Source organism: Streptomyces fulvoviolaceus (genome assembly GCF_000718165.1).
GTDB lineage: Bacteria > Actinomycetota > Actinomycetes > Streptomycetales > Streptomycetaceae > Streptomyces > Streptomyces fulvoviolaceus.
The window spans coordinates 68,417-91,606 of record NZ_JOEY01000038.1 but is presented as its reverse complement, the minus strand read 5'-3'; the positions used below and the strand labels follow the sequence as shown (position 1 = coordinate 91,606).

Annotated in this window: 23 protein-coding genes; 11 read left to right on the top strand and 12 right to left on the bottom strand. The window is 69.7% G+C overall.

Annotation, left to right across the window (positions count from 1 at the left end):
* Positions 1-6: 6 nt before the first annotated feature.
* Positions 7-891 carry a fumarylacetoacetate hydrolase family protein gene (locus IG08_RS0135410; RefSeq protein ID WP_030612358.1) on the bottom strand — a complete coding sequence of 295 codons (885 nt, stop codon included), beginning with the start codon at positions 889-891 and terminating at the stop codon, positions 7-9.
* 107 nt (positions 892-998) lie between these two features.
* Here IG08_RS0135410 and IG08_RS0135405 point away from each other — a divergent pair, with 107 nt between their 5' ends.
* The gene (locus IG08_RS0135405) at positions 999-1,736 is read left to right on the top strand and encodes an SDR family NAD(P)-dependent oxidoreductase (protein ID WP_030612355.1); all 738 of its coding nucleotides are present in this window, start codon (positions 999-1,001) and stop codon (positions 1,734-1,736) included.
* Positions 1,737-1,776: 40 nt separating this feature from the next.
* Complete coding sequence (locus IG08_RS0135400) at positions 1,777-2,559, top strand: SDR family NAD(P)-dependent oxidoreductase (RefSeq protein WP_030612351.1); 783 nt, start codon at positions 1,777-1,779, stop codon at positions 2,557-2,559.
* A gap of 157 nt (positions 2,560-2,716) precedes the next feature.
* Here the strand turns inward: IG08_RS0135400 and IG08_RS0135395 are convergent, their stop codons facing one another.
* The 9 genes from IG08_RS0135395 to IG08_RS0135355 form a co-directional block, all read right to left on the bottom strand.
* Complete coding sequence (locus IG08_RS0135395; protein ID WP_052424997.1) at positions 2,717-4,705, bottom strand: autotransporter outer membrane beta-barrel domain-containing protein; 1,989 nt, start codon at positions 4,703-4,705, stop codon at positions 2,717-2,719.
* 92 nt (positions 4,706-4,797) lie between these two features.
* On the bottom strand, positions 4,798-5,217 hold the full coding sequence (locus tag IG08_RS0135390) for a VOC family protein (protein ID WP_030612345.1): 420 nt from the start codon (positions 5,215-5,217) through the stop codon (positions 4,798-4,800).
* Positions 5,214-6,020 (bottom strand): ABC transporter ATP-binding protein, encoded by an 807-nt coding sequence (locus tag IG08_RS0135385; RefSeq protein ID WP_030612343.1) that lies wholly within the window; start codon positions 6,018-6,020, stop codon positions 5,214-5,216. Before IG08_RS0135385 ends, IG08_RS0135390 begins: the two co-directional genes overlap by 4 nt.
* Positions 6,017-6,859: an ABC transporter permease gene (locus tag IG08_RS0135380; protein WP_052424996.1), complete on the bottom strand. Its 843-nt coding sequence runs from the start codon at positions 6,857-6,859 to the stop codon at positions 6,017-6,019. Before IG08_RS0135380 ends, IG08_RS0135385 begins: the two co-directional genes overlap by 4 nt.
* Positions 6,860-6,863: 4 nt before the next feature.
* On the bottom strand, positions 6,864-7,631 hold the full coding sequence (locus tag IG08_RS0135375) for an ABC transporter permease (RefSeq protein ID WP_030612336.1): 768 nt from the start codon (positions 7,629-7,631) through the stop codon (positions 6,864-6,866).
* 2 nt (positions 7,632-7,633) lie between these two features.
* A complete protein-coding gene (locus tag IG08_RS0135370; protein WP_030612333.1) occupies positions 7,634-8,641 on the bottom strand; it encodes an ABC transporter substrate-binding protein in 1,008 nt (335 codons plus the stop codon).
* Positions 8,642-8,675: 34 nt separating this feature from the next.
* On the bottom strand, positions 8,676-10,043 hold the full coding sequence (locus IG08_RS0135365; protein WP_052424995.1) for an FAD-binding oxidoreductase: 1,368 nt from the start codon (positions 10,041-10,043) through the stop codon (positions 8,676-8,678).
* Between the two features lie 100 nt (positions 10,044-10,143).
* Complete coding sequence (locus tag IG08_RS0135360) at positions 10,144-11,094, bottom strand: amidohydrolase family protein (protein ID WP_078655872.1); 951 nt, start codon at positions 11,092-11,094, stop codon at positions 10,144-10,146.
* A complete protein-coding gene (locus IG08_RS0135355; RefSeq protein WP_030612323.1) occupies positions 11,087-11,911 on the bottom strand; it encodes an SDR family NAD(P)-dependent oxidoreductase in 825 nt (274 codons plus the stop codon). Before IG08_RS0135355 ends, IG08_RS0135360 begins: the two co-directional genes overlap by 8 nt.
* 128 nt (positions 11,912-12,039) lie before the next feature.
* Here IG08_RS0135355 and IG08_RS0135350 point away from each other — a divergent pair, with 128 nt between their 5' ends.
* Together IG08_RS0135350 and IG08_RS0135345 are read left to right on the top strand one after the other, a co-directional pair.
* Positions 12,040-13,365, top strand: a complete 1,326-nt coding sequence (locus tag IG08_RS0135350) for a hypothetical protein (RefSeq protein WP_030612320.1) — start codon at positions 12,040-12,042, stop codon at positions 13,363-13,365.
* Positions 13,362-13,937 (top strand): carboxymuconolactone decarboxylase family protein, encoded by a 576-nt coding sequence (locus tag IG08_RS0135345; RefSeq protein ID WP_030612317.1) that lies wholly within the window; start codon positions 13,362-13,364, stop codon positions 13,935-13,937. Before IG08_RS0135350 ends, IG08_RS0135345 begins: the two co-directional genes overlap by 4 nt.
* A 213-nt stretch (positions 13,938-14,150) precedes the next feature.
* Here IG08_RS0135345 and IG08_RS0135340 read toward each other — a convergent pair whose 3' ends face one another.
* Entirely contained in the window at positions 14,151-14,759 is a 609-nt protein-coding gene (locus IG08_RS0135340) for a TetR-like C-terminal domain-containing protein (protein ID WP_030612314.1), read from the bottom strand.
* A 102-nt stretch (positions 14,760-14,861) separates the two neighbouring features.
* Here IG08_RS0135340 and IG08_RS0135335 point away from each other — a divergent pair, with 102 nt between their 5' ends.
* The gene (locus IG08_RS0135335; RefSeq protein WP_030612311.1) at positions 14,862-15,464 is read left to right on the top strand and encodes a TetR/AcrR family transcriptional regulator; all 603 of its coding nucleotides are present in this window, start codon (positions 14,862-14,864) and stop codon (positions 15,462-15,464) included.
* 18 nt (positions 15,465-15,482) lie between these two features.
* Here the strand turns inward: IG08_RS0135335 and IG08_RS0135330 are convergent, their stop codons facing one another.
* Positions 15,483-16,199: a FadR/GntR family transcriptional regulator gene (locus IG08_RS0135330; RefSeq protein WP_234343044.1), complete on the bottom strand. Its 717-nt coding sequence runs from the start codon at positions 16,197-16,199 to the stop codon at positions 15,483-15,485.
* Between the two features lie 291 nt (positions 16,200-16,490).
* Between IG08_RS0135330 and IG08_RS0135325 the strand changes: the two genes are divergently transcribed.
* Genes IG08_RS0135325 through IG08_RS0135300 form a run of 6 tightly spaced genes read left to right on the top strand, consistent with a single transcriptional unit; the run spans position 16,491 to position 23,190 of the window.
* A complete protein-coding gene (locus tag IG08_RS0135325) occupies positions 16,491-17,390 on the top strand; it encodes a proline iminopeptidase-family hydrolase (RefSeq protein ID WP_030612305.1) in 900 nt (299 codons plus the stop codon).
* Between the two features lie 37 nt (positions 17,391-17,427).
* Positions 17,428-19,164 (top strand): ABC transporter substrate-binding protein, encoded by a 1,737-nt coding sequence (locus tag IG08_RS0135320; protein WP_234343043.1) that lies wholly within the window; start codon positions 17,428-17,430, stop codon positions 19,162-19,164.
* Complete coding sequence (locus tag IG08_RS0135315) at positions 19,161-20,177, top strand: ABC transporter permease (protein WP_030612298.1); 1,017 nt, start codon at positions 19,161-19,163, stop codon at positions 20,175-20,177. The genes IG08_RS0135320 and IG08_RS0135315 overlap by 4 nt, the downstream gene beginning before the upstream one ends.
* Before the next feature lie 7 nt (positions 20,178-20,184).
* The gene (locus IG08_RS0135310) at positions 20,185-21,153 is read left to right on the top strand and encodes an ABC transporter permease (RefSeq protein WP_030612295.1); all 969 of its coding nucleotides are present in this window, start codon (positions 20,185-20,187) and stop codon (positions 21,151-21,153) included.
* Positions 21,146-22,180 (top strand): ABC transporter ATP-binding protein, encoded by a 1,035-nt coding sequence (locus IG08_RS0135305; protein ID WP_030612292.1) that lies wholly within the window; start codon positions 21,146-21,148, stop codon positions 22,178-22,180. Before IG08_RS0135310 ends, IG08_RS0135305 begins: the two co-directional genes overlap by 8 nt.
* Positions 22,177-23,190 carry an ABC transporter ATP-binding protein gene (locus IG08_RS0135300; RefSeq protein ID WP_106981087.1) on the top strand — a complete coding sequence of 338 codons (1,014 nt, stop codon included), beginning with the start codon at positions 22,177-22,179 and terminating at the stop codon, positions 23,188-23,190. Before IG08_RS0135305 ends, IG08_RS0135300 begins: the two co-directional genes overlap by 4 nt.

The following is a 23,190-nucleotide window of genomic DNA, read 5'->3' as shown; positions in this document are numbered from 1 at the left end:
CGTCGATCACACCCACTGCTCGGCGGGCGGCTCGTCCTCGCCGTACGCATCCCGCCAGGACACGACCGTGTTGCGCAGCACCCCGAGATCCTCGATCTCCGCCTCGACGACGTCGCCGGGCTTGAGGTAGTTGGCGAAGGGGTCCTCGGTGCTCGCGGCGACACCGGCGATGGTGCCGGTGGTGACGATGTCGCCCGCGCTGTAGGTCTGCGGGGAGTGGTAGGCGACCAGCTGCGGGATCGACACCGACATCCGGGCGGTGTTGGACTTCTGGCGGACGTCTCCGTTGACGCGCAGTTCCATGTCGAGGGCGTGCGGGTCGTCGATCTCGTCCGCGGTGACGATGCAGGGACCGATCGGGCAGAAGGTCTCTATCGCCTTGGAGAAGGAGAAGACCCCGGACTCCATCTCCTTGCGCTGGATGTCGCGGGCGGTGATGTCGTTGAAGACCAGATAGCCGGCGATGTGCTCGGCGGCCTGCTCGGCGGAGAAGAAGCGGCCCGGTTTGCCGATGACGACGGCGAGTTCGAGTTCGTAGTCGAGTTCCCGGGTCAGGTTCGCCGGGTACACGATCGGCTCGTCCGGGCCGATGATCGCGTCGACGTTCTGGAAGAACACGATGCCCTTGTTGACGGGATGGGACCAGTCGACCCGGACCAGGTCCTCGTGGTGTTCGCGGAAGTTGCCCGCCGTGTGGAAGAACTTCTTCGGCACGATGGGGGCCCGCAGCCGCACATCGGCGAGCGTGAACGTCCGCCCCGTCTCGCCGACTTGACTCTCCCTCTCGAAGAACGCACGGGTCGAGGGCACGTCGAGCTCCACGACGGTCTCTCCGTCGAGTCGCCCCACCAGCCCCGGCTCGGATCCCGCATCGAACGTCACCAGCTTCATCAAGACCTCCCTAACTGTCGACACTAAGCCTGCCGATAAGGGCGATCACCGTCAAGAGCTGCGCAAAGTGTGGACACAAAACCTGGGCGTGGCTTACGGTCCGGTCCATGCGGACTACATGGGACTTCGCAGGTACCCGTGCCCTGGTCGCCGGAGCCGGCGGGATCGGCGCGACGGTGGCGCGGGCACTCGCCGAGGCGGGCGCGGCCGTGGTCGTACTCGACGTGGACAAGGACAAGCTCGACGGCATCGGGGCGGGCGTGACGGGCCTCGTGGCCGACCTCACCGCCGCCGACGCCTGCCGGGCGGCCGTCGACGAGGCGGTCCGACTCCTCGGCGGGCTCGACGTGTTCGTCCACGCGGTGGGCGCCAACGATCGCAGGCCCGTCCTCGAGACGCGGGACGAGGTGTGGGAGCGGCTGCTCGCCGTGAACCTCAACAGCGCGTTCTGGCTGGGCCGGGCCGCCGGAGCGGTGATGGTGCCCAGCGGCTACGGGCGGATCGTCTACCTCTCCTCCGTGTCCGGGCTGCTGGCCCACAAGGACCACGCGCCGTACGCGGCGACCAAGGGCGGCGTGAACCAGCTGATGCGGGTGATGGCACGGGAGTGGGCGGCCGACGGGGTCACCGTGAACGCGGTCGCCCCCGGCTACACCGAGACCGACCTCACCCGTGACTACCTCGCCCGCCCCGGAGTCCGCGCGTCCATGGAGGCGCTGGTGCCGGCCGGGCGGCTCGGCCGGCCCGAGGATCTGACCGGTCCCGTCCTCTTCCTCGCCTCCGCCGAGTCCGCGTTCGTCACCGGGCAGGTGCTGTACGCGGACGGCGGGCGGACCCTCGTATGAACACCCCTGCGAGTACTACGACTTCACGAACGGAGACCGTATGAACCCCGTCCCCGACCGGTTCGCCGGCAAGACCGTCCTCGTCACCGGCGCGGGTACCGGATTCGGCGCCGAGATCGCCGTACGGGCCGCGCAGGAGGGTGCCGATGTCGCCGTCCACTACCGCAGTTCGCGCGCGGGCGCGGAGGCGACGGCCGAGCGGGTGACAGCCCTCGGCCGCAAGGCCTTCGTCGTGCAGGCCGACATCGCCGAGCACGACCAGATCAAACGTCTCGCCGACGAGGTGTGGGCGCACTTCGGGCGTCTCGACGTGGCGGTCAACAACGTCGGTGACGTGGCCCGCGAGCAGATGTCCTGGCGGGACCTGACCGAGGAGTCCGTCGACCACGTCCTCGCCGTCGACATCAAGGGCACGCTGCTGTGCACCCACGAGTTCGGGGCGCGGATGCTGGAGCAGGAGGGCGGCGGCGCGATCGTCAACATCGGTTCGACGGTGGTCGTCCGTGGCAGTGCGCGGGCTCCGCAGTACGCGGCGGCGAAGTACGGAATCATCGGCCTGACCAAGTCGTACGCGCATGCCTTCGCGCCGAAGGTCCGGGTGAACGTGTTCGCGCCGGGGTTCATCGAGACCCAGGCGACGCTCGGCCGGCAGGACTGGAAGGGCGGTCGCGGGGATGTGCTGCGGGAGGCGACTCCCATGGGGCGTATCCCGGGTCCTGAGGAGCTTGCGGGGACGGCCCTCTTCCTGGCCACCGAGGACGCGAACCACATCACGGGCGGCTTCCTGGTCGCCGACGGCGGCTACAACATGATCGGAGCGTAAGCGCTGCGCCGGCTTGGCCGGTTGTGGCAGTGCCGGTTGTGCGTGGCTGGTCGCGCAGTTCCCCGCGCCCCTGGGTGAGCTGCCGATAGCCCCGTTTACAAGCTCCGGCCCCCGCGAATCGGTTCGCATCCTCCCCGGGGGCCGGTTCATGTCCTCGTTACGCCACGGTCAGCGTGAGTGCTCCCGTATACGAGCTGCCCGCCTTGAGCTCCGTGGCGGTTCCGTCGACCGTCAGGGTCACCGTCCGGCCGGACGGGGCCGTCACCGTCGCGTCCGAGGCCAGGGTGAGTGCGCTCAGGTACGACGTGCCGGTGACCGTCCAGGTGGAGCCGCTGCCCAGGGTCACGAGGACGCCGTTGTTGACCACCGCGCTCGTCGTGTTGGTGACCTCGCTGATCCGGCGGTACTCCGCCGAGGTGATGGTGGAGACGCTGTGCTTGGTGGTGCTCGCGGAGATGACGCCCTCGACGGAGGAGCGGGCGAAGGAGAGGGTGAGGTTCTGGCCCTGGAGGCTCGCGTTGCCGCCGCCCCAGACCGAGTTGTAGAAGTCGCCCTTCAGGTCGATGTCGGTGAAGGTGGCCTTCGCGTCGGTGGACTGGGCGCTGGTGGTGACCCAGTTCGACGACTTGGCCGGGGACCCGGTGGGCTCGGTGTACGTGCCGATCGTCTCCGTCTTCCAGGGCTTGCCCGACACCGAGACACTGCTGGGCCGGTCGGTGTCCATGAGCTGGAAGATGACGCCGTTGCCGGCGTTGATGCTCGCACCCTCGGAGCCGTCCACGGTCACCGAGCCGGCGACCGCCTTGCACATGAAGGCCGTCTCCCCCGTGTTGACCTGCGTGCCGCCGTCGATGGCGACGGAGCCCACCGCGTACCAGAGCACCATGAAACGCCCCGCGTTCACGACGGTCGACTTCACCGGGAGCGCGTTCAACTCGGCGCTCGTGAGTCCGATGTCGAGCGAGTCGTTCAGGGCGGCGACGGCGTCCTTCGTGCTGTCGCCGTAGTGCGCCGAGGCGCCCCAGTGGATGAGGGCGTAGTCACCGACGTCGAAAGTGCAGCCGAGGAAGTGCTCGGTCACGTTGCCGATGGCGTACGAGCCGTAGCCCTCGCCGCCCGTGTTCGCGATGGTGCTGTTGATGGCGGTCAGCGTGCAGTAGCTGCCGCCGTCGACCGACAGCGCACCCCACTTCTCCGACGAGATCGTGGAGTTGACGAACGACGCCTTGGTACTCGTGCCGAGCAGGTTGGTGGTGCGCACGTTGCCCGACAGTCCCAGCATCCACGGCACGGTGATCATGTACCGCGTGTCGCCCGTGCCCGCGGTCGGGTACTCGTCCGGAACGGTTCCGTCGGCGCAGTGCAGGGTGGAGTTCTTCACGATGACGTTGGCGGTGGCGTCGGCGATGACCGCGGTGCGCACGACGCCTTCGTTGCTGATGGTGGCACCGTCCAGGACCAGGGTGGTGCCCTCGCCGGTGCCGACGACGGAGGCCCCATAGCCGATGAAGTCGCAGCGGCCGTTGCCGGTGTACGCGATCTTCGGGTTGGTGAGCGTGTACGTGCCGCCCCCGGTGACGTAGACGCCGTTGAAGGACTCGCCGTCGGACAGCAGTCTGACGTTGCTCGCGGCGGTGTCGGTGACAGTGCCGCCGAGGACGGCCGAGGGGACCGACTTGGCCTCGTCGACGCCGTCCACGTCTACGTAGAGCGCCTGACGGAAGGGGAAGGTGAGGTCGCTGAAGGCGAGGTCGTTGGCCTCGGCGACGCTGAGGACGACTGTGCCCCGGTAGGTGCCGGCGGCGATGGCGGTGGCCGCTCCGCCGTAGCCGTCGGTGAGTTCGGCCAGGTCGCTGCCGGTCTCCACGCCGTTCACGGTGAGGGACAGGCGGTATCCGTCGGGGACGGTGATGACGCCGCCCTCTTCGATCGTGAGGACGCAGGCGGTGGTGGTCCCGGTCAGTTCCAGGGTCTCGCCGGAGCCCACGGTGATGCGCGTGCCGGCCTTGGTGGACTTGGGGGATGCGGCGTGGGCGACGGCCGGTGCGGCCAGGGTGGGTGCGAAGGCGGCGGCCACCGCCACGAGCAGGGCGCGGGGGCGGGCCCGGTAGGCGACCTCGGGGCCTGTCCTGCTGGTGCGTGTCACAGTGAACTCCCTTGTTCTGAACGGTTTTCAGGCATGGCTGACCCACAGATGGCGGTCAGCAGGAGGGGGGAAGGGGAAGAAGAGGCGGACCGTCAGACGGTCCGGTCGATCAGCTCGATGAGATTGCCGTACGGGTCGGACACGAACGCCATCCGCGCACCCGGACGCGGCGCGGGACGCGGACTCATCCGGACGCCCGCGCCCGCGGCGACGAGGCGCGCGAACTCCGTGTCGACCTCGTCGGGTGTGTCCACGGCGAGGCAGAGGTGGCCGTAGCCGAGCGTGGCCGCCGCCTGCAGCGGACCGTCGGCCGCCAGGCCAGGTGCGACATTCGGGCGGTGGAGCAACTCGATGCGGTGGCCGCTGATGTGACGGAGCATCACCCCCTGCAGATCGGTACCGGGGACGGAGAACGCGTGCTCCTCGGTGAGGTGCAGCGCCTCGCAGTACCAGGCGACGGCAGCGTCCAGGTCCGGTACCGAGATGCCGACATGGTCGAACCTGGTGGTCACCGGTGCGCCGCCTCCGGTCCGGCCGGGACCCGCTCACCGCGGATCAACGCCAGGACGCGCGTGCGCAGTTCGGCGAACCGGGGATCGGCCCGGGTCGTCAGCTGGTCGCGGTCCGTGCCGAGCGGGATCGTGAGGTTGTCCAGGACTACAGTCGGCTTGCCGCCGAGGACGATGACGCGGTCGCCGAGATAGACGGCCTCGTCGATGTCGTGGGTGACCACGACCACGGTGATGCCGAGTTGCCGACGCAGTTGCAGGGTCAGGTCCTCCAGGTCGAACCGGGACTGCGCGTCGACCGACCCGAACGGCTCGTCCATCAGCAGGACCGGGGCGTCGTAGGCCAGTCCGCGCGCGATGGCGACCCGCTGCTGCATGCCGCCGGAGAGCTGCCAGGGGTACTTGTCGCCGACGTCCGACAGGCCGACCGCCTCCAGGCACTCCAGCGCGCGCCGCTTGCGTACGGCCTTCTTCACGCCCCGGCCCTGAAGCGGGAAGGCGACGTTGTCCCACACACGCAGCCACGGCAGCAGCGAGCCGCGGTAGTCCTGGGAGACCACGGCGATGTCGGTGTGCGGCTCGGTGAGCGCCTGTTCGCCGTACCGCACGCCGCCGGAGGTCGGCCGCGTCAGTCCGGCCAGGCAGCGCAGGAGCGTGGTCTTGCCCGCGCCGGACGGACCGACGAGGCACACCGACTCGCCCGGCCGCACGCTCAGGGTGAGGCCGTCGAGGACCCGGTGTTCCTGCGGGCCCTGCCCGAAGCTCATGCAGAGGTCCTCGACGTACAGGGTCGATCCGCGTGTCATACGACGACTCCGTTGCTCTTGATGCTGCCGGTGCTGTCGGTGCTCTCCGCGGTCTCCGCGCGGACCGGCCGCGGGGAGCGCACCCGGGGCGCGCGCTCGTGGTACCAGCCCAGCAGGCGGTGCTCGACGAGCAGGAGCAGCACGCTCAGGCCGTAGCCGAGGATGCCGATCAGGATGGTGCCGGCCCAGGTCTCGGCGACATGGAAGCTGGATCCGCTCTGCAGGATGAAGTTGCCGAGGCCCACGGGCGAACCGTAGATCTCGCTGACGACCATGAGGACGACGGCGATCGACAGGGCGACCCGGATGCCCGCGAGGATCTGCGGCAGGGCGCCGGGCAGGATGACCCTGCGCATCCTGAGCGCCCAGGGGATGCGGTAGCCGCGGGCGGTCTCGTGCACGGCCGGGCCGATGGCCTGCACGCCGCTGACCGTGTTGAGCAGGATCGGCCACACCGATCCCAGGAAGATCAGGAAGACCTTCGGTCCGGAGCCGATGCCCAGGGTGAGGATGATGACGGGCACGAACCCGACCGTGGGGGTGGCGCGGACGAAGTCGAGGAGCGGGCCGGTGGCCAGCCGCAGGGTGCGTATCTCCCCGATGACGAGTCCGGCAGCCACGCCCACGACGGTGGCCAGGGCCAGGCCGAGGAGGATGTTGCGGAGGCTGAACAGCAGGTCGCCGAAGAGGCCGCCGTGCAGCAGTTCGTTCCAGAGGTCGCCGAGGACCTCGGTCAGCGGCGGGAAGTAGAAGCTGGTGCTGCCCGCTGTCGACACCAGCAGGACGAGGAACACCAGGACGGGCAGCCACAGTTGGCGCAGGACGGGTTTCCAGGGCACGCGGCTACTCCTTTCCCGCTTGCGCGGGCGGGCGCCAGCGCAGCAGCCGGTGCTCGGCGAACTGCGCGAGCAGGGTGATCGTGTAGCCGATGGCGCCGGCGGTCAGGATGTACGCGTAGGCCCGCGCGGAGGCGCCCCCCTGCTGCGAATCCATGATCATGTGGCCGATGCCGGGCAGCGTGGTGAGCACTTCGACGCCGATGGACACCAGGACCGAGGTCGTGGCCGCCAGCCGCAGACCCGTCATGATCGACGGAACCGCGGCAGGCAGGACCACCCGGCGCAGGCGCAGCAGTCGCGGGATGCGGTAGCCGTGCACGGTCTCGAGCACGGCCTGACTCACACTGCGTGCTCCGTACTGGGCCTGGAGCAGCACCGGGAAGACGCAGGCGATGAAGACGACCGTCGCCTTCATGCCCGGGGTCGAGCCGAGAACGAGCAGGAACACGGGCAGCAGGGCGATCACCGGGAAGGACCTGAGGACCTCCATCAGGAGCCGGGAGGACTCCTCGGCCGCCGCGTACACACCGGTCAGCAGGCCGACCGGGATTCCCACGGCGATCGCCACGAGCAGTCCGGTCACGGCGCCCCGCAGGGTCTCCCCCACCGCCTGCCAGAAGGTGCCGCTGCCGAGGAGGTCGCCGAGCGCGCCGGCCACGGCGCCCGGCCCCGGGAGCGCGGTCGAACTGACCACGCCCACCGCGGCGATCAGCGCCCACAGCAGCAACACGGCGACAACCGCGCCGAGTTGCAGCAGTCGGACCTTGGCCATCGCTACTCCCCGGCCGTGGTCGGGGCCTGGTCCCAGTAGAGGGCGTCGTCCTTGGGCTCGTTGTCGAGCAGGTCGAACTCGTGCATCTTCGTGATGACCGTGCGCATGACGGTGGTGTTGAGGGTCTTGTCGTAGTAGTTGGTGTCGTGCGCGTCGATGAACTCGGCGGGGACCTCGGTGTACTTCTTGTCGATCGCCTTGACCGACGAGGGGTTCTCGTTGGCATAGGTGATGGCCTTGGCGACCGCGTCGATGAACTTCTTCGCCGCGGCGCTGTTCTTCGACAGGTACTCCTCGCTGGAGAACAGCAGGCCCTGGATCATGCCGGGCACGTCGTTCATGCCGTTGCCTATGGAGCGCAGTCCGCTGTCCTTGCCCGCGAAGTAGAAGGGGCCGAAGGAGAAGACCGCGTCCGTCTTGCCGGAGGTGGCGGCGTCGGTGAGCGAAGTCGTCGGCAGGGCCACGAACTTGACCTTGCTCGGATCGCCGCCGTCCTTCTGCACCAGGTACTCGCAGATGAACTGGATGGTGCCGCCGAGCGCCGAGATGCCGACCGTCCTGCCCTCCAGGTCCTTGAACGACTCGATCGAGCTGCTCTTCTTGACCAGCAGTCCGTCGGTGGGGTCGGTCTTCGTCGTCGCCGACTGGAGTCCGGTCACGATCCGGATCGGCATGTCCTGGGCGGCGCCCTTGAGGAAGCCGGAGCTGTCCGTCATGGCGAACTGGGCCTCGCCGTTGAGGACGGAGGGCGCGTTCTGCGAGGTGTCCTGGGCGCCGGCCTTGATGGTGACGTCGAGGCCGGCGTCCTTGAAGTAGCCCTGCTGCTCGGCGATGTAGAGCGGCTCGAAGATGGCGCCGTTGGAGCGCAGAACGGTGATCTTGGCCTTGCCGTCGGAGGTCGTGGCGGTGGCGGAGTCCCCGCCGCAGGCGGTGACGGTGAGGGATCCGGTGACGGCCAGGGCGGACAGGAGGATGAGGGTACGACGCCGCGGGGTTCTGGAGGTCTGCATGGAACGGCTCTCCTTCGAGCTTTTCGAGTACGGGCTAGTGCGTCCGCGCGTGACCCGCGGCGGCGTAGGCGGTCGTGGATTCCCGAGGGGCCATGTACGTACGGAACAGTCCCTCGGGGTCGTACACGGCCCGGATCCTCTCCAGGCGCGCGGTGTTGGCGGGGCTGAGCCCGTAGTCGAAGCGGTCGGCGAGGTTGTTGTCGGAGAACTGCAGCCCCTTCGACAGGTGCTGCAGTTCGGCGAGCCGGCCATGCGCCCACTCCTCGTGGGCCAGATCCTCGGCGGGGTCCGTCCAACCCGCGTTGGGCGAGAGATAGAGCTTGGCCTGGCTGGACCAGCAGGCGTTGGGACGCTCCGGGTAACCGCCCCACAGCATCCACAGCACATGGCTGGTGGTGTCGGGGATGGAGTCGAACAGCGGCCGGGAGGCGTCCAGCACCTTCTCGACCGGTTCGTCGGTCCAGATCCCGTCGAGGGCCCAGCGCATGCCGGGTGGGGTCATGCGGTCGGCGTAGTCGTACAGCTCCACCATGGTGGTCTCCTCCGCGACCACCGCACGGATCGCCCGGTCCCGGAAGGGCGCGTCCTCCAGCGGGGCGAGGAGGTTCTCGTCCGTCTCGCAGAAGGCGGTGGCCGTGACGGAGACCGTCTGCCGCTCCAGCCAGGGAGAGAAGCCCACCTTCGCCGAGAACTCGACGGCGGGCGCGAGGTGTTCGAGGGTGTCGTGCGACCAGGCCAGCACCTCGTCGAGCATGTCGAGCGGGTAGCTGTGCGCGGTCCGCAGGATGCGGCGCGGCTTGGGGTGCAGGGCCAGGTGGAAGCGGGTGACCACGCCGAAGAAGCCGGGGCCGCTGCCCCGGGCCGCCCACAGCAGGTCGGGGTGGGTGGCATCGGTGGCGTGCACGAGGGTGCCGTCGGCGAGGACGACGTCGACGGCCACGATGCTCAGGCAGGCGGGGCCGAGGCGCCGCGAGTTCCAGCCGTAGCCGCCGCCCAGGATGAAGCCGCCGATGCCGACGGTGGGAGCGTGGCCGGTGGGGAAGAACAGGCCGTGCGGAGCGAGCTGTTCGAGCAGGGCCGGGCCCTTGACCGCGGGCTGTACGGCGGCCGTCCTGGTCTGCGGGTCGACGCTGATGTCCTGCAGCCGCGAGAGGTCGAGCAGCATGCCGCCGTCCCGCACTCCGTTGCCGACCCAACTGTGGCCGCCGGAGCGGATGCCGATAGCCAGCCCCTCGCTGCGGGCGAGCCGTACGGCGGCCACCACGTCCTGCTCGTTTTCGGCGAGCACGATGACGTCGGGGTAGCGGTCGGGCTTGCGCTCGTTCCAGACGGCGTCGAGCCGGGCCTGTTCGTACGCGGCATCGCCACGCCTGAGCAGGCTGTCCGGAGCCAACCGAGCCATGACCGTCCTCCTCTCACTGGGTTCGAGTCGGGACACTACTGTCGACACTTTTGGCCTTCAAGGGCTGTGACAGCGAAAAACCTGTGCATTCCTGCCGACACTATGAACCGGCCGGGAAGTCGGTCGGTGAGTCGGTCGGCAAGTCGGTCGGGAAGTCGAAGAGTTCGGCCGGGTTGTCGACCATCAGCCGCCGCAGGTGCGCCGGGTCCGGGGCGATCCGCTCGAGGAGGTCCACGAGCAGACCGTCGTCGGGCGCGTGGCCGATGATGTTGACGTGCGGATAGTCGGTCCCCCAGACGACGCGTTCCGGTGCGTGCGCCACCAGGGAGGCGGCCAGCGCCACCGCGTCGGCGTACGGCGGACCCTGCCGGGAGACCCGGTCGACCCCGCTGACCTTCACCCATACCCGACCGCTGTCGAGCAGGGCGCGCAGGCTGCGCAGGGGCGGACCGTCGGGCCCGGCTGCGAGATCGACCCGTCCGATGTGGTCGACGACCACCTTGCCCGGCAGACCGCGTACCAGGTCTTCGAGCAGGGCGATCTGCTCTCCCCGGACGTGGAGTTGGGCTGCCCAGCCGAGGCCGTCGACACGTTCGAGCACCGAGTCGATCTCGGCGCGGGTGGGCGGGATCCGCAGATGCGGCAGGAAGTTGAGCCGGAAGGCCCGCACGCCCGCGCGGTGCAGCTCCTCGACGTCCTCCCTGGTCGTCGACTCGCCGATCAGGGCCACGCCTCGCAGCTGCCCGTCGCGGGATCTCAGGGCGTCCAGCAGGACGGAGTGGTCGTGACCGTGACAGGAGGACTGCACGATCACAGCGCGGGTGAGGCCCAAGTGGGCGTGCAGCGCGCGGAGTTGTTCCTTGGGGGCGTCGAGGGGCGTGAAGGTGCGGTCCGGCGCGTAGGGGAAGACGTCGGCAGGGCCGAGGATGTGGCAGTGGGCGTCGCAGCTGTCCGGCGGGAGTGCGAGGGACGGGGCGCGCGGGGCGGGGTGCGGGGGCGGGCAGCCGGGTGAGGGTGCCAACTGTGTGTCGTGGACGGCGGGTTCAGTCACAGCGCGCCGTCATTCCGCCGTCGACGACGATCTCCGTGCCGGTGACGAAGCGGGCCTCGTCGGAGGCGAGGAAGAGCGCCGCGTACGCCGTGTCGCGGCCGTCGCCCATGAAGCCGAGCGGGATACGGGCCTGCCGCTGGGCGAGCAGCTTCTCCACGTCGCCGCCCGCACGCTGGCCGGCGAGACGGGCCTCGACCATCGGCGTGTGCAACTGCCCCGGCACGACGGTGTTCACGCGAATGCCGTCCGGCGCGTACTCGACGGCGCTGACCCGGGACAGCTGGATGACCGCCGCCTTGGCCGCCGCGTACCCCACCTGCGCGGCGCCGGTCCACCGCAGCCCGGACGCCGAGGCGGTGTTGACGATCGCGCCCCCGCCGCCGCGCCGCATGATCGGGACGGCGTACTTGCAGGCCAGGAAGGCGCTGGTGAGGTTGGTGCGCAGCTGACTCTCCCAGTCCTCCAGGCTGAGTTCGACCGCACCACCGGCGCGGGAGCCGCCGACGTTGTTGACGAGGACGTCGATACGGCCCGCCAGGCCCTCGCACTCCGCCAAGTGGTCCCGGACGGCGTCGGGTTCGGTCACGTCCAGCACCGCCGCGTGCGCGGTGCCGCCCTCGTCGCGGATCTGCCGCGCGGTCTCCTCCAGGGACTCCTTGTCACGGTCGGCCAGGAAGACGGTGGCGCCCTCGCGGGCGAAGATCACGGCGGTGGCTCGGCCGTTGCCCCAGCCGGGGCCGACGCTGCCGGCACCGCCGATGACGGCTATGCGGCCCGCGAGGCGGCCGAGCCGCTTGTCGGGCAGGTCTTGGGTCACGGGGGATCCCCTCGATCGGATGGTGAAACTGTCGACAGTTCTAGCCAGGTGTCGACAGAAAGTAAACATCTAGGCTCTCATTGCAGGTGTATTGCCATTAGTGTCGACACAGAGCTTGGATGGGTCGTATGGAGAAGCCGCCCGCGTTCACACCCGAGGAGATCGCCCGCTTCCGGGCCGAGCTGGCCGCGCGCCGCGCAGCCGGCGCCTACGAGCCCGGCCGCTGGTCGGTCAGCCCCCTCAACCGCCGTACGGACGTGGTGGGTTCACTGCCGGCGTCGGTACGGCTCCGGGACGCGACGCTGCGCTCGGTGGAGACGCTGCCCGGCGTGGTCGCGAGCGCCGAGGCGAAGGAGGCGTTCCTGCGCATGCTCGTGGGCAGCGGGGTGGCCGAGGTCGTCACGGCGGGGCTCGGCGGGCGCGGCGACGCGGCACTCAAGGGCGAGGTGGCACTGGTCAAGGGCGAGAACCCGGAGTGCCGGGTGGTGTGCCCGCTGATGCGTTCCACGGACGACATCGACCGTGCGGCGGCGGCCGGCTACGACGCCGTACAGGTGTGGGTGCAGGGGTTCGCCGAAACCTCCCTGATCTACCAGGCACCGGTGTACGGGCGGGCGTGGCGCGGCGAGGAGTGGCGCGCCGAGGACACCCCGCGCGACCGGGCGGCCGTACTGGCCAGGGCCGCGCGGCTGGTCTCGTACGCCCGGGAGCGCGGCCTCGACGTGATCGTGCCGCTGCTGATGGTCTCGTACGCCACCGAGGCGACCCACGAGGAGTCCGTCACCGTGCTGACCGACGCCGGGGCGAGTGAACTCACCCTCTTCGACGGGCCGGGCGCGATGAGCCCCGAGGCGTACGCCCACCTGGTGCGGCTCACCCGCGCCCTGGTCCCGGACGTCGAGGTCGGACTGCACCCGCACAACACCTTCGGCCTGGCGGTCGGTTGCGCGGTCGCCGCCGTCCGGGCCGGCGCCACGGCCGTGGAACTGTCGGTCAACGGCTACTGCGGCGGCCCCGGCAACGCCGACCTCGCGGCGACCGCGCTCGCCTTCGAGGCGCTGTACGGCGTACGCACCGGCATCAGGACCGAGCGGCTCACCGAACTTGCCCGGACAGGACAGGAACTGACGGACTATCAAACAGCCTGGAACCACCCGGTGACCGGCACCCACGCCTTCTGCTGGGGCGGCATGGACCTCATCACCCAGGAGACGGAGATCGACCCCCTGCTCCACAACTGCCTCGAGCCCACCCTGGTCGGCAACACCCGCACGGTGCCCTTCACGCCGGACAGCGGCCCCTACACGCTGGCCGACAAACTGACGGCCCTCGGTGTCGAGCTCAGCCGCGCCCAGGTGGACGACGTGCTCGTCCGGGCCCGGGAGCTGATGGCGTGCGAGGGCCGGCTGCTCACGGACGACGACCTGGCGGCGCTGGCCGAGGAGGTGCGGTGAGCTCGCGTCTGCGCCTGCTCGCCCCGGCCGACCTCGACGTACAGCAGCGGGCGTTGTACGCGGAGATCACCGGCGGCCCGCGCTCCACGGGGCCGCAGCACTTCGCCCTCACCGACGCCGAGGGGCGGCTGAACGGCCCGTTCAACGCCATGCTGCTGAGTCCCGAGCTCGGTCGGGCCCTCCAGGAACTGGGAGCGGCGATCCGCTACCGCACGTGCCTCACCGACCGCATCCGGGAGACGGCGATCCTCGTCGTCGCCCAGGCCTGGGACAGCGCCTTCGAACGCCACGCGCACGAACGCGTCGGCGCCGCCGCGGGCCTGACGAAGACCGAGCTGCTGGCGCTGCGCGACGGCCGGGATCCCCTGCTGTCCGACCCCGCCGAGCTTGCCGCCTGGGTGTTCGCCTGCGCACTGACCAGCCGGTCCGGGGCACTCGGCGAGGGCGAGTACGACAAGGCCCGCGCCGCCCTGGGTGAACGCGCCCTTTTCGAACTGTCGACACTCGTGGGCTACTACAGCACCCTGGCCCTCCAGCTGCGGGTCTTCGCGGTACCGGCTCCGCCGTCCTGAGCGGACCCGGCGCAGTCCGGTGCGGTACGTCAGCGCCCTGAAGGGGCGCGGGGCTGTGTCGATATGCGGCTCCGCCGCGATGGGGGTCCCCCCGCTCGAGCGCAGCCGAGAGTGGGGGAGCGACCAGCCACGACGGCGCCGCAGTCGGCCGCCCACCTGTCGCGGCCCCGCGGCGGAGCCGCATATCGACACAGCCGACGGAGCCCTCAGGCGTCACACGGTGTCGGCGCGCAGCCCGTGCAGGACCAGGTCGAGGAACTGCTCCCGGACACCGCGTGCGCTGACGCCGCGCAGGTGCGCGATGCGGGTGCAGAAGGTCGCGATGGAAGCGGTGAAGGTCTCGGCGGCCACGGATCGGTCGACCCCGGCGCGCAGTTCGCCGCGCCGCTGCGCGTCGAAGAGGACGTCCTCGACGACGGCGAGGGGCTGGTCGATGCAGTCCCGCTGGAACCTCGCGTAGAGGTCGGGATGGTCAGGCAGTTCGAAGGAGCAGCGGGCCGCGATCAGCCAGCGCGGGCTGTCCAGGGCGTCGGCGATCGTGTCGTAGAGGACGCCCAGGTCGCCCTCGAGACTGCCGGTCCGCGGCGGAGCGAGATGCAGGGCCAGGGTGGACAGGCCCGCCAGGATCAGGTCGTCCCGCTCGGTCCAGCGCGCGTACAGGGTCCGCTTGGCGACCTTGGCGCGCGCGGCCACGTTGTTGATGCGCAAGCCCGCGACGCCGTGATCGGCGAGTTCGTCGACGACGGCCTGCAGGATGCGGTCGTCGGCGCCCGCGTCCCGGGGGCGTCCCGGCTTCGCCGGAGGCGGTGGCGTTCCTGCCATGCCCGTGAGCTCCTTTTCACTACCGAAACGGTTTCGTATTGAAGAGATTCTCGACTACCCTACTTCTGTACGAAACCGTTTCGTTCGAAAGAGGGGTCGCGGATGACTACCGTCGCACCGCGGACACGCCGCAGCCGCCTCACTCCGGAACGCGAGGCGGAGCTGTACACCGCCGTGCTCGACCTGCTGGGCGAGGTCGGGTACGAGGCGCTGACCATGGGATCCGTCGCAGCCCGCACCCGATGCAGCAAAGCCACCCTCTACCGCCAGTGGGCCGGCAAACCGGAGCTGGTCGCCCGGGCCCTGCGACACGGCAGGGGCCTCGTACTCGACGGCATCGACACCGGCTCCCTGCGCGGTGACCTCCACGAGATGGTGGCGCAGCTGGACGACGAGGAGCTGGAGAAGGAGACCGCACTGGCGCGGGGGCTGATCCACGCCGTGAACAGCCACCCCGACCTGCGGCGGGCACTGCGGGACCTGATCGTCGACCCCGATCCGCGCGGAATCGAAACGCTGCTGCGGCGGGCCGTGGAGCGGGGCGAGGTCCGCCCGGCGTCCCCGGCTCTGGGCTACCTCCCGTACCTCCTGGTCGGCGCCCTCGCCGCCCGTCCCCTGATGGAGGGGCAGGCGGTCGACCGGACCTTTCTCGTCCGCTACCTCGACGCCGTGGTCCTGCCCGCCCTCGTCGCCCGCCCCTCCTGACGCACACGACCGGCGCCGTCAGGACTCCCCCGCGGCCCGGACGCGGGCCAGCACGTCACGGATCATCTCGGCGCTGATCATGAAGTGCCGTTGTGCGATCTCCTCCGCACGCTCGGGCTCGCCCGCCGCGATGGACTCGTACAGGGCCTTGTGGTCCTCGCCGCCCTGGTGGAAGTGCGTCCGCTCGCCCTTGCCCCAGGGCTCGACCGGGAAACCGAGGCTGATGCGTGCCAGCAGGTCCCGACTGAGCATGACGATCTGCGGGTTGCCCGTGGCGGCACAGACCGCCTGATGGAACGCGCTGTCCGCGGTCTGCGCGTCACGCGGCGTGCGCGCCGACAGATAGGCGGCCAGGGCCTCCCGCATGGGCTCGAGGTCCCTAGGGTGCCTGCGCCGGGCCGCCGTCGCGGCCACCATGCCCTCCACCAGCCCTCGCAGGTCGAAGAGTTGCTCGAACTCCTCCCAGCGGGGCAGCAGCGTGTGACGCACCGCGGCCGCGGACGACTCGGTCCAGCTGTCGCGGACGTAGGCCCCGCCGTTGCGGCCGCGGCGGATCTCGACGACGCCGACACCCTGCAGACGGGCGATCGCCTCGCGCACGGTGGGACGGCTGACCCCCAGCAGCCGGATCAGCTCGCGTTCGGCCGGCAGCCGCTCGCCCGGCAGAAAGTCTCCGACAGCGATCGCGGTGAGCAGCCGGTCGGCGACCTCGTCGACGGCGGACGCGACTCGCACCGGGCGCAACTCCGGCGACGGAGCGCCACTCAGCAGGACCCGGTCGAGCACGCGCGAGAACTCGTCCCCCGGTTCAGGTGGCTCTGGTGCGGATGTCAGCTGTCCTCCCCTTCACATGCCGCTGCGGTAAACGCGCGGGAGCCGCGTAAACACGCCGTTACGTCTTGCCCTGCCCCCGCTAAAAGGTCTTGTGGCCTGACCTTTTACCCCACCACTATCTCATCCATCCGTCACACCCATCACGTTTCAGACAGAGGCCGACTGATTCCGGCCGCTCTGGGAGGCACCCCCGTGGCGATCCCCGAACCGAACCACACCGGAACCGTCGATTTCAACGGCTATTCCACCTGGTACCGGATCACCGGCGAACCCGGCGGCAGGACACCCTTGGTCGTCCTGCACGGCGGACCCGGCGCCGGCCACAACTACACGCTGAGCATCGCGAACATCGCCCAGCAGGGCCGCCAAGTGGTGCACTACGACCAGCTCGGCATCGGACTCTCCACCCACCTGCCCGTCAAGGGCGCCGACTTCTGGACCGTCCAGCTCTTCCTCGACGAACTCGACAACCTCCTCAAGGCGTTGGGCATCGCCGACGCCTACCACGTCCTCGGCCAGTCCTGGGGCGGCATGCTCGCCGCCGAGCACGCCGTGCGCCGGCCGCCCGGGCTGCGCGGCCTGGTCATCGCCGACTCCCCCGCGTCCATGGAGCTGTGGCTGGAGGGCGCGGCCGAACTGCGGGCCGCTCTGCCGCCGGACGTCCAGCAGACCCTGCTCGCCCACGAGGCGGCCGGGACCACGGACGACCCCGAGTACCGGGCCGCCGAGAAGGTCTTCTACGACCGCCACGTCTGCCGGGTCATCCCCAACCCGCCCGAGGTGAACGCCACTTGGGCCAATGTCGAGGCCGATCCCACGGTGTACCACACCATGAACGGCCCCAATGAGTTCCATGTGACCGGCACCATGAAGGACTGGTCGGTCATCGACCGGCTGCACCTGATCGAGGCGCCCACCCTGCTGGTGTCCGGACGCTACGACGAAGCGACTCCCGAGACCGTCAAGCCCTTCGCCGACCACATCCCTGACGTGCGCTGGCACATGTTCGAGCACTCCAGCCACATGCCGCACGTCGAGGAGGAGGAGCTCTACCTCCGGGTCGTCGGCGAGTTCCTCGACTCCACCGACTGAGACTCCGCAGACTGATCCCCGACGGGAGCTCCTTGCCATGCCCCTTGCCATGTCCCGCGGCACGAGACGGGTCGCGTTCGCCGCGACCACCGTCGCCCTCGCCCTGACCGTCGCCGCCTGTTCGTCCTCCGACGGCGGCACCTCTTCCGACCCGAGCGCGTCCACCTCCGGCTCCGGCTCCTCCGCCTTCCAGCCCGAGCACAAGGGCGGCACCCTGAAGCTCGTCGCCCACGCGGCCGCGGGCAGCTTCGACCCGCAGGTCAACTACACGCTCCAGTACTGGCAGTTGTACCAGTCGATGTACGACGGTCTGCTGGCGTTCAAGAAGGTCGACGGCCAGCAGTCGTTCACCGTCGTCCCCGACCTGGCCGCAGCGATGCCCAAGGTGACCAACGGCGGCAAGACGTACACCTTCACGCTCCGCAAGGGCATCTCCTTCTCCAACGGCAAGGCGCTGACCACGGACGACGTGGTGGCGTCCTTCCAGCGCATCTTCAAGGTCTCCAGCCCCACCGCGGGCACCTTCTACAACGGCATCGTCGGAGCCGACGCCTGCCTCAAGAAGCCGGCCTCCTGCACGCTCGAGGGAGGCGTGACCGGCGACGCGAAGGCGAACACGGTCACCGTCAACCTCACCGCCGCGGACCCGGAGTTCGAGTACAAGCTGGCCGTCCCGCACGCCAGCGTCGTACCGAAGGACTCGCCGGCGAAGGACGCCGGCACCAAGCCGCTCCCCACGACCGGCCCGTACATGGCCGCCTCGTACGACCCGAACCGGGCGCTGAAGCTGGTCCGCAACCCGCACTTCAAGGAGTGGTCGCGGCAGGCGCAGCCCGAGGGCTATCCCGACGCCATCGACTACACCTTCGGTCAGACCGTCGAGTCCGAGGTCACCGCCGTCCAGAACGGCCAGGCGGACTGGATGTACGACCCGCCGCCCGCCGACCGCCTCAATGAGATCGGCACCAAGTACGCCTCGCAGGCGCATGTGAACCCGCTGACCGCGTTCTGGTACGCGACGCTGAACGTCAACATGGCGCCGTTCAACAACAAGTTGGCGCGTCAGGCCATCAACTACGCTGTCGACCGGTCGGCCGTGGTGCGGCTGTACGGCGGCAAGAACCTCGCCTCTCCCGCGTGCACGATCCTGCCGCCGGGCTTCCCCGGGCACGTCGACTCGTGCGACTACACCAAGGGCGGCGGCAAGACCTGGACGGCCGCTGACCTGGCCAAGGCCAAGGCGCTGGTGAAGAAGTCGGGTACGGCGGGGCAGGAAGTCGGCATCGTCGTCCAGGACGACGACGTCAACAAGTCGATCGGACAGTACCTGCAGAGCCTGCTGACTCAGCTCGGCTACAAGGCGACGCTCAAGCCGCTGTCGGGGAACATCCAGTTCACCTACATCCAGAACACCAAGAACAAGGTGCAGCTGGCGCTGACGTCCTGGTACCAGGACTATCCGGCGGCCTCCGACTTCCTCAACGTGCTGCTGTCCTGCGCGAGTTACCACCCCGGCAGCGACTCCAGCATCAACATCGCCGGCTTCTGCGACAAGGGCATCGACGCGAAGATGCAGACGGCGCTGAAGACGTCCCAGACCGACCAGGCCGGCGCCGACAAGCAGTGGGGCGCCATCGACCAGGAGATCATGGCCGAGTCCCCGGTCGTCCCGCTGATCAACCCGAAGCTCATCGACTTCACGTCGAAGCGGGTCGGCAACTACCAGTTCAGCAAGCAGTTCTACATGCTCTTCGGGCAGCTGTGGGTGAAATGAACCTGTCCCCATCGGTAGGGGCCCGGCGCTCGCCGGGCCCCTGGCGGACGGCCGCCGCCGACCTGGTGCACAACAGGTCGGCGCTGGCCGCGGCCGCGCTGCTGCTGATCGTCGTGCTGGCGACCCTGTGCGCGCCCCTGTACGCGGACCACATCGCCCACACCGACCCCTTCCAGTCCCATGTCTCCGGCACCACGGTCGTCGGCGGAAAGACGGTGCCGGTGCTCACCCCGAGCAGCACCGGCCTCGGCCTCGGCGTCACGCCGATCGGCCCGACCTGGGACCCCGCCCACTACTTGCTCGGCGCCGACAACCAGGGCCGCGACGTCATGGCCCGCCTGCTGTACGGCGGCCGTACGAGCCTGTTCATCGGCGTCACCGCGGCCCTGCTCACCTGCGTCATCGGTACGGCCGTGGGAGTCGTCGCCGGGTACGCGGGCGGTGTCGTCGATGCCGTCATCTCGCGGATCCTGGACGTCATCTGGGCGTTCCCGGTGTACCTGCTGGCCATCTGTCTGTCGGTGGTCCTGCTCACCAACGGGCTCAAGCTGGGCCCGATCACGGTCGAGGCGGGAAGTCTCTGGCTGCCCGTCGCGATCATCGCGGCGATCTATGTGCCGTACATCGCCCGCCCGTTGCGCGGCCAGGTACTCGTCCTGCGCAACAAGGAGTTCATCCACGCGGCCATCGGCTCCGGCGCCCCCACCCTGCGCATCCTGCGGCGCGAAGTGCTGCCGAACGTCGTGCCCACGGCGATCGTCTTCGTCCCGCTGATGACCGCGCTGGCCATGCTCACCGAGTCGGCCCTGTCCTTCCTGTCCGTCGGCGTCCAGCCGCCGGAGGCCAGTTGGGGCACGATCATCGAGGACGGCCTCGGACTGCTCTACACCCGCCCCACCGTGACGATCGCGCCGGGACTGCTGATCGCGCTGACCACGGCAGCGCTGAACGTGCTGGGTGACGGGGTGCGCGACGCGCTCGACCCGAGCGCCCGACTGCGCGGAGGGGTGTGACGTTCCCTTGCTCTCCTTCGCCCTCAAGCGCTTCGGCTCGGCCCTCCTGGTGATGTTCGCCATCAGCGTGCTGGTGTTCCTGATCTTCTTCGCCACTCCGGGAGTCGACCCCGCGGCACGCATCGCGGGACGCAACGCCGACCCGGCCACGCTCGCCCAGGTGCGGCACTCCTTCGGCCTGGACCGCCCGATGCCGATCCGCTATCTGCTGATGATGCGTCACCTGCTCATCGACCGGGACCTGGAGTCCTTCGTCAACCGCGGCTCCCGCGTGATCCCGCAGATCGTGCAGGCCACCCCGGTCACCCTGTCGCTCGTCATCGGAGCGGCACTGATCTGGATGACGGCCGGCATTCTCATGGGCACGGCAGCGGCGACCCTGCGCGGCAAGGCCGCCGACCCCCTGATCATGCTCGTCGGCGTGGTCGGCGTCTCACTGCCGGCCTACTGGCTCGGCGAGGTCGTCAACCTCATCACCCAGAAACAGCTGCACAGTTCGGTGTTCTCCTGGGTACCGCCGCCCGGATACGTCGGCCTGAGCCAGGACCCCGGCCAGTGGGCGCTGCACATGCTCTTCCCCTGGCTGACCCTGGCCCTGCTCTACGCCGGCATCTACGCCCGCCTCCTGCGCGGCGAGGTGATCACCGCCCTCAACGAGGACTACGTCCGCACGGCCCGCGCCAAGGGTCTGTCCGAGCGCCGGATCCTGATCCGCCACGCCCTGCGCTGCTCGCTGATCCCGATCGTGTCGCTGTTCGGCCTGGACTTCGGGGCGCTGGTGGGCGGCGCCGCTCTGCTCACCGAGGTGGTCTTCGGTCTGCCCGGCATCGGCAAGCTCACCTACGACGCCCTCCAGAACCTGGACCTGCCCGTCATCATGGGGACCGTCCTGTACGCGGCGTTCTTCGTGGTCCTCGCCAACGCACTCGTGGACATCCTGTACGCGCGACTCGATCCGAGGGCCCGCCATGCCTGAGCCTCTGCTGGACGTACGAGATCTGCGGGTCTCCTTCCGCACCCGCACCGGCGCGGTCACGGCCGTCGACGGCCTCTCCTTCTCCGTCGCACCCGGCGAAGTCCTGGGCGTGGTGGGCGAGTCGGGCTCGGGCAAGAGCGTGTCGATGCTGGCGGTACTGCGGCTGCTGACCAACCCGAACGTGACGGTGTCGGGTGAAGTCCTCTTCCGTGGGCGGGACTTGCTCGCCCTGCCCGACAAGGAGATGCGGGCGATACGGGGCCGGGAGATCGCCATGGTCTTCCAGGATCCGATGACCGCGCTCACCCCCGTGTACACGGTCGGCTGGCAGATCGCCGAGCAGATCCGGGCACACGAGCAGGTGTCCCGCAAGAAGGCGCAGGCCCGTGCTGTCCAGCTGCTCTCCGACGTCGGCATCCCCGACGCGGCCTCACGGGTGAACGCCTACCCGCACGAGTTCTCCGGCGGCATGCGCCAGCGCGCGGTCATCGCGATGGCCCTCTCCTGCAGCCCCGCGCTGCTGATCGCCGACGAACCGACGACGGCGCTGGACGTCACCGTGCAGGCTCAGATCCTGGATCTGATAAGGGAGTTGAACGGGCTCGGCTCGGCCGTGGTCCTCATCACCCACGACATGGGCGTGGTCTCGCAGATCGCCGACCGGGTGCTGGTCATGTACGGCGGCCGGGCGGCCGAGGAGGGGCCTCGCCGGGCGGTGTTCCACGGTCCGCGGCACCCGTACACCTGGGGTCTGCTCGACTCGGTGCCCCGGGTCGGCGGCGCCCGGCTGCGGCGACTGCCCACCATCGCGGGCATGCCCGTCTCCCCAGGCAACATTCCGGAGGGGTGCGCGTTCGCGCCACGCTGCCGGCTGCGACACGACCGGTGCGAGGAGCGGCCCGCGCTGTCCGGCGACACCCATCTCGACGCCTGCTGGCTGCCGCCCGACGACCGCGCGGCACTGCGGCTGACGGCACGTTCATCAGCAAGCGCCGCAACAGACATGGACACGGAGGCGGCGTCGTGACGACACAGGACATCGTGGCGGTGGAAGGCAGTACTCGACCGGACGCCGACGTCCTGCTGCGCGCCACGGACGTCACCAAGACCTACCCCATGGGCCGCAAGGTGCTCCGGGCGGTCGACGGCGTGTCCTTGGAGGTGCGGACCGGAGAGACCCTCGGCATCGTCGGCGAGTCGGGCTGCGGCAAGTCCACGCTCGGCCGCTGCCTGGTCCGGCTCACCGAACTCTCGGGCGGCCGGGTCGAGTTCGACGGGCAGGACATCTCCACCCTGTCCGCACGCCGGCTGCGCCCCGTGCGCCCGGGCATGCAGCTGGTCTTCCAGGACCCGCAGGCCTCCCTCAACCCCCGCCGCCGCGCCGGGGACATCGTGGCCGAGCCGCTGCTGGTGCACCGCTACGGTGACGCGGCCGCGGTCCGCCGCCGGGTCGCCGAGCTCTTCGACGTCGTAGGACTGGCGTCCGCGCATCTGGACCGGTATCCGCACGAGTTCTCCGGCGGTCAGCGTCAACGGATCGGCATCGCCCGGGCGTTGGCCACCGACCCCAAGCTGATCGTGGCCGACGAACCGGTGTCCGCCCTCGACGTGTCGATCCAGGCCCAGGTGCTGAACCTCTTCGCCGACCTCCAGGAGGAGTTCGCGCTCACCTACGTCTTCATCGCGCACGACCTCGGTGTGGTCCGTCATGTGTCGGACCGGATCGCCGTCATGTATCTCGGCGAGATCGTCGAACTCGCCGACACGGAGGCGCTGTACGAGGACCCGGCCCATCCGTACACCCAGGCGCTGTTGTCGGCCGTACCGGACATCGACGACGGCACCCTCACCGACGAGGTCCCCCGGGAGCGCATCATCCTCACCGGTGAAGTGCCCAACCCGGTGGACAAGCCCACGGGCTGTCCGTTCCGCACCCGTTGCCCGTACGCTCGCGAGCGCTGCGCGCTGGAACGCCCCCGGCTCGCCCCCACGGCGTCCGGCCGGCACACCGCCTGCCACTATCCCCTGACCGGCTGA

Bases quoted from the DNA above. Each gene is read 5' to 3' on its own strand.
- IG08_RS0135315 (WP_030612298.1), top strand. From the start codon at position 19,161: ATGAACCTGTCCCCATCGGTAGGGGCCCGGCGCTCGCCGGGCCCCTGG.
- IG08_RS0135320 (WP_234343043.1), top strand. From the start codon at position 17,428: ATGCCCCTTGCCATGTCCCGCGGCACGAGACGGGTCGCGTTCGCCGCG.
- IG08_RS0135370 (WP_030612333.1), bottom strand. From the start codon at position 8,641: ATGCAGACCTCCAGAACCCCGCGGCGTCGTACCCTCATCCTCCTGTCC.
- IG08_RS0135385 (WP_030612343.1), bottom strand. From the start codon at position 6,020: ATGACACGCGGATCGACCCTGTACGTCGAGGACCTCTGCATGAGCTTC.
- IG08_RS0135410 (WP_030612358.1), bottom strand. From the start codon at position 891: ATGAAGCTGGTGACGTTCGATGCGGGATCCGAGCCGGGGCTGGTGGGG.
- IG08_RS0135405 (WP_030612355.1), top strand. From the start codon at position 999: ATGCGGACTACATGGGACTTCGCAGGTACCCGTGCCCTGGTCGCCGGA.
- IG08_RS0135350 (WP_030612320.1), top strand. From the start codon at position 12,040: ATGGAGAAGCCGCCCGCGTTCACACCCGAGGAGATCGCCCGCTTCCGG.
- IG08_RS0135335 (WP_030612311.1), top strand. From the start codon at position 14,862: ATGACTACCGTCGCACCGCGGACACGCCGCAGCCGCCTCACTCCGGAA.
- IG08_RS0135305 (WP_030612292.1), top strand. From the start codon at position 21,146: ATGCCTGAGCCTCTGCTGGACGTACGAGATCTGCGGGTCTCCTTCCGC.
- IG08_RS0135365 (WP_052424995.1), bottom strand. From the start codon at position 10,043: ATGGCTCGGTTGGCTCCGGACAGCCTGCTCAGGCGTGGCGATGCCGCG.
- IG08_RS0135375 (WP_030612336.1), bottom strand. From the start codon at position 7,631: ATGGCCAAGGTCCGACTGCTGCAACTCGGCGCGGTTGTCGCCGTGTTG.
- IG08_RS0135340 (WP_030612314.1), bottom strand. From the start codon at position 14,759: ATGGCAGGAACGCCACCGCCTCCGGCGAAGCCGGGACGCCCCCGGGAC.
- IG08_RS0135400 (WP_030612351.1), top strand. From the start codon at position 1,777: ATGAACCCCGTCCCCGACCGGTTCGCCGGCAAGACCGTCCTCGTCACC.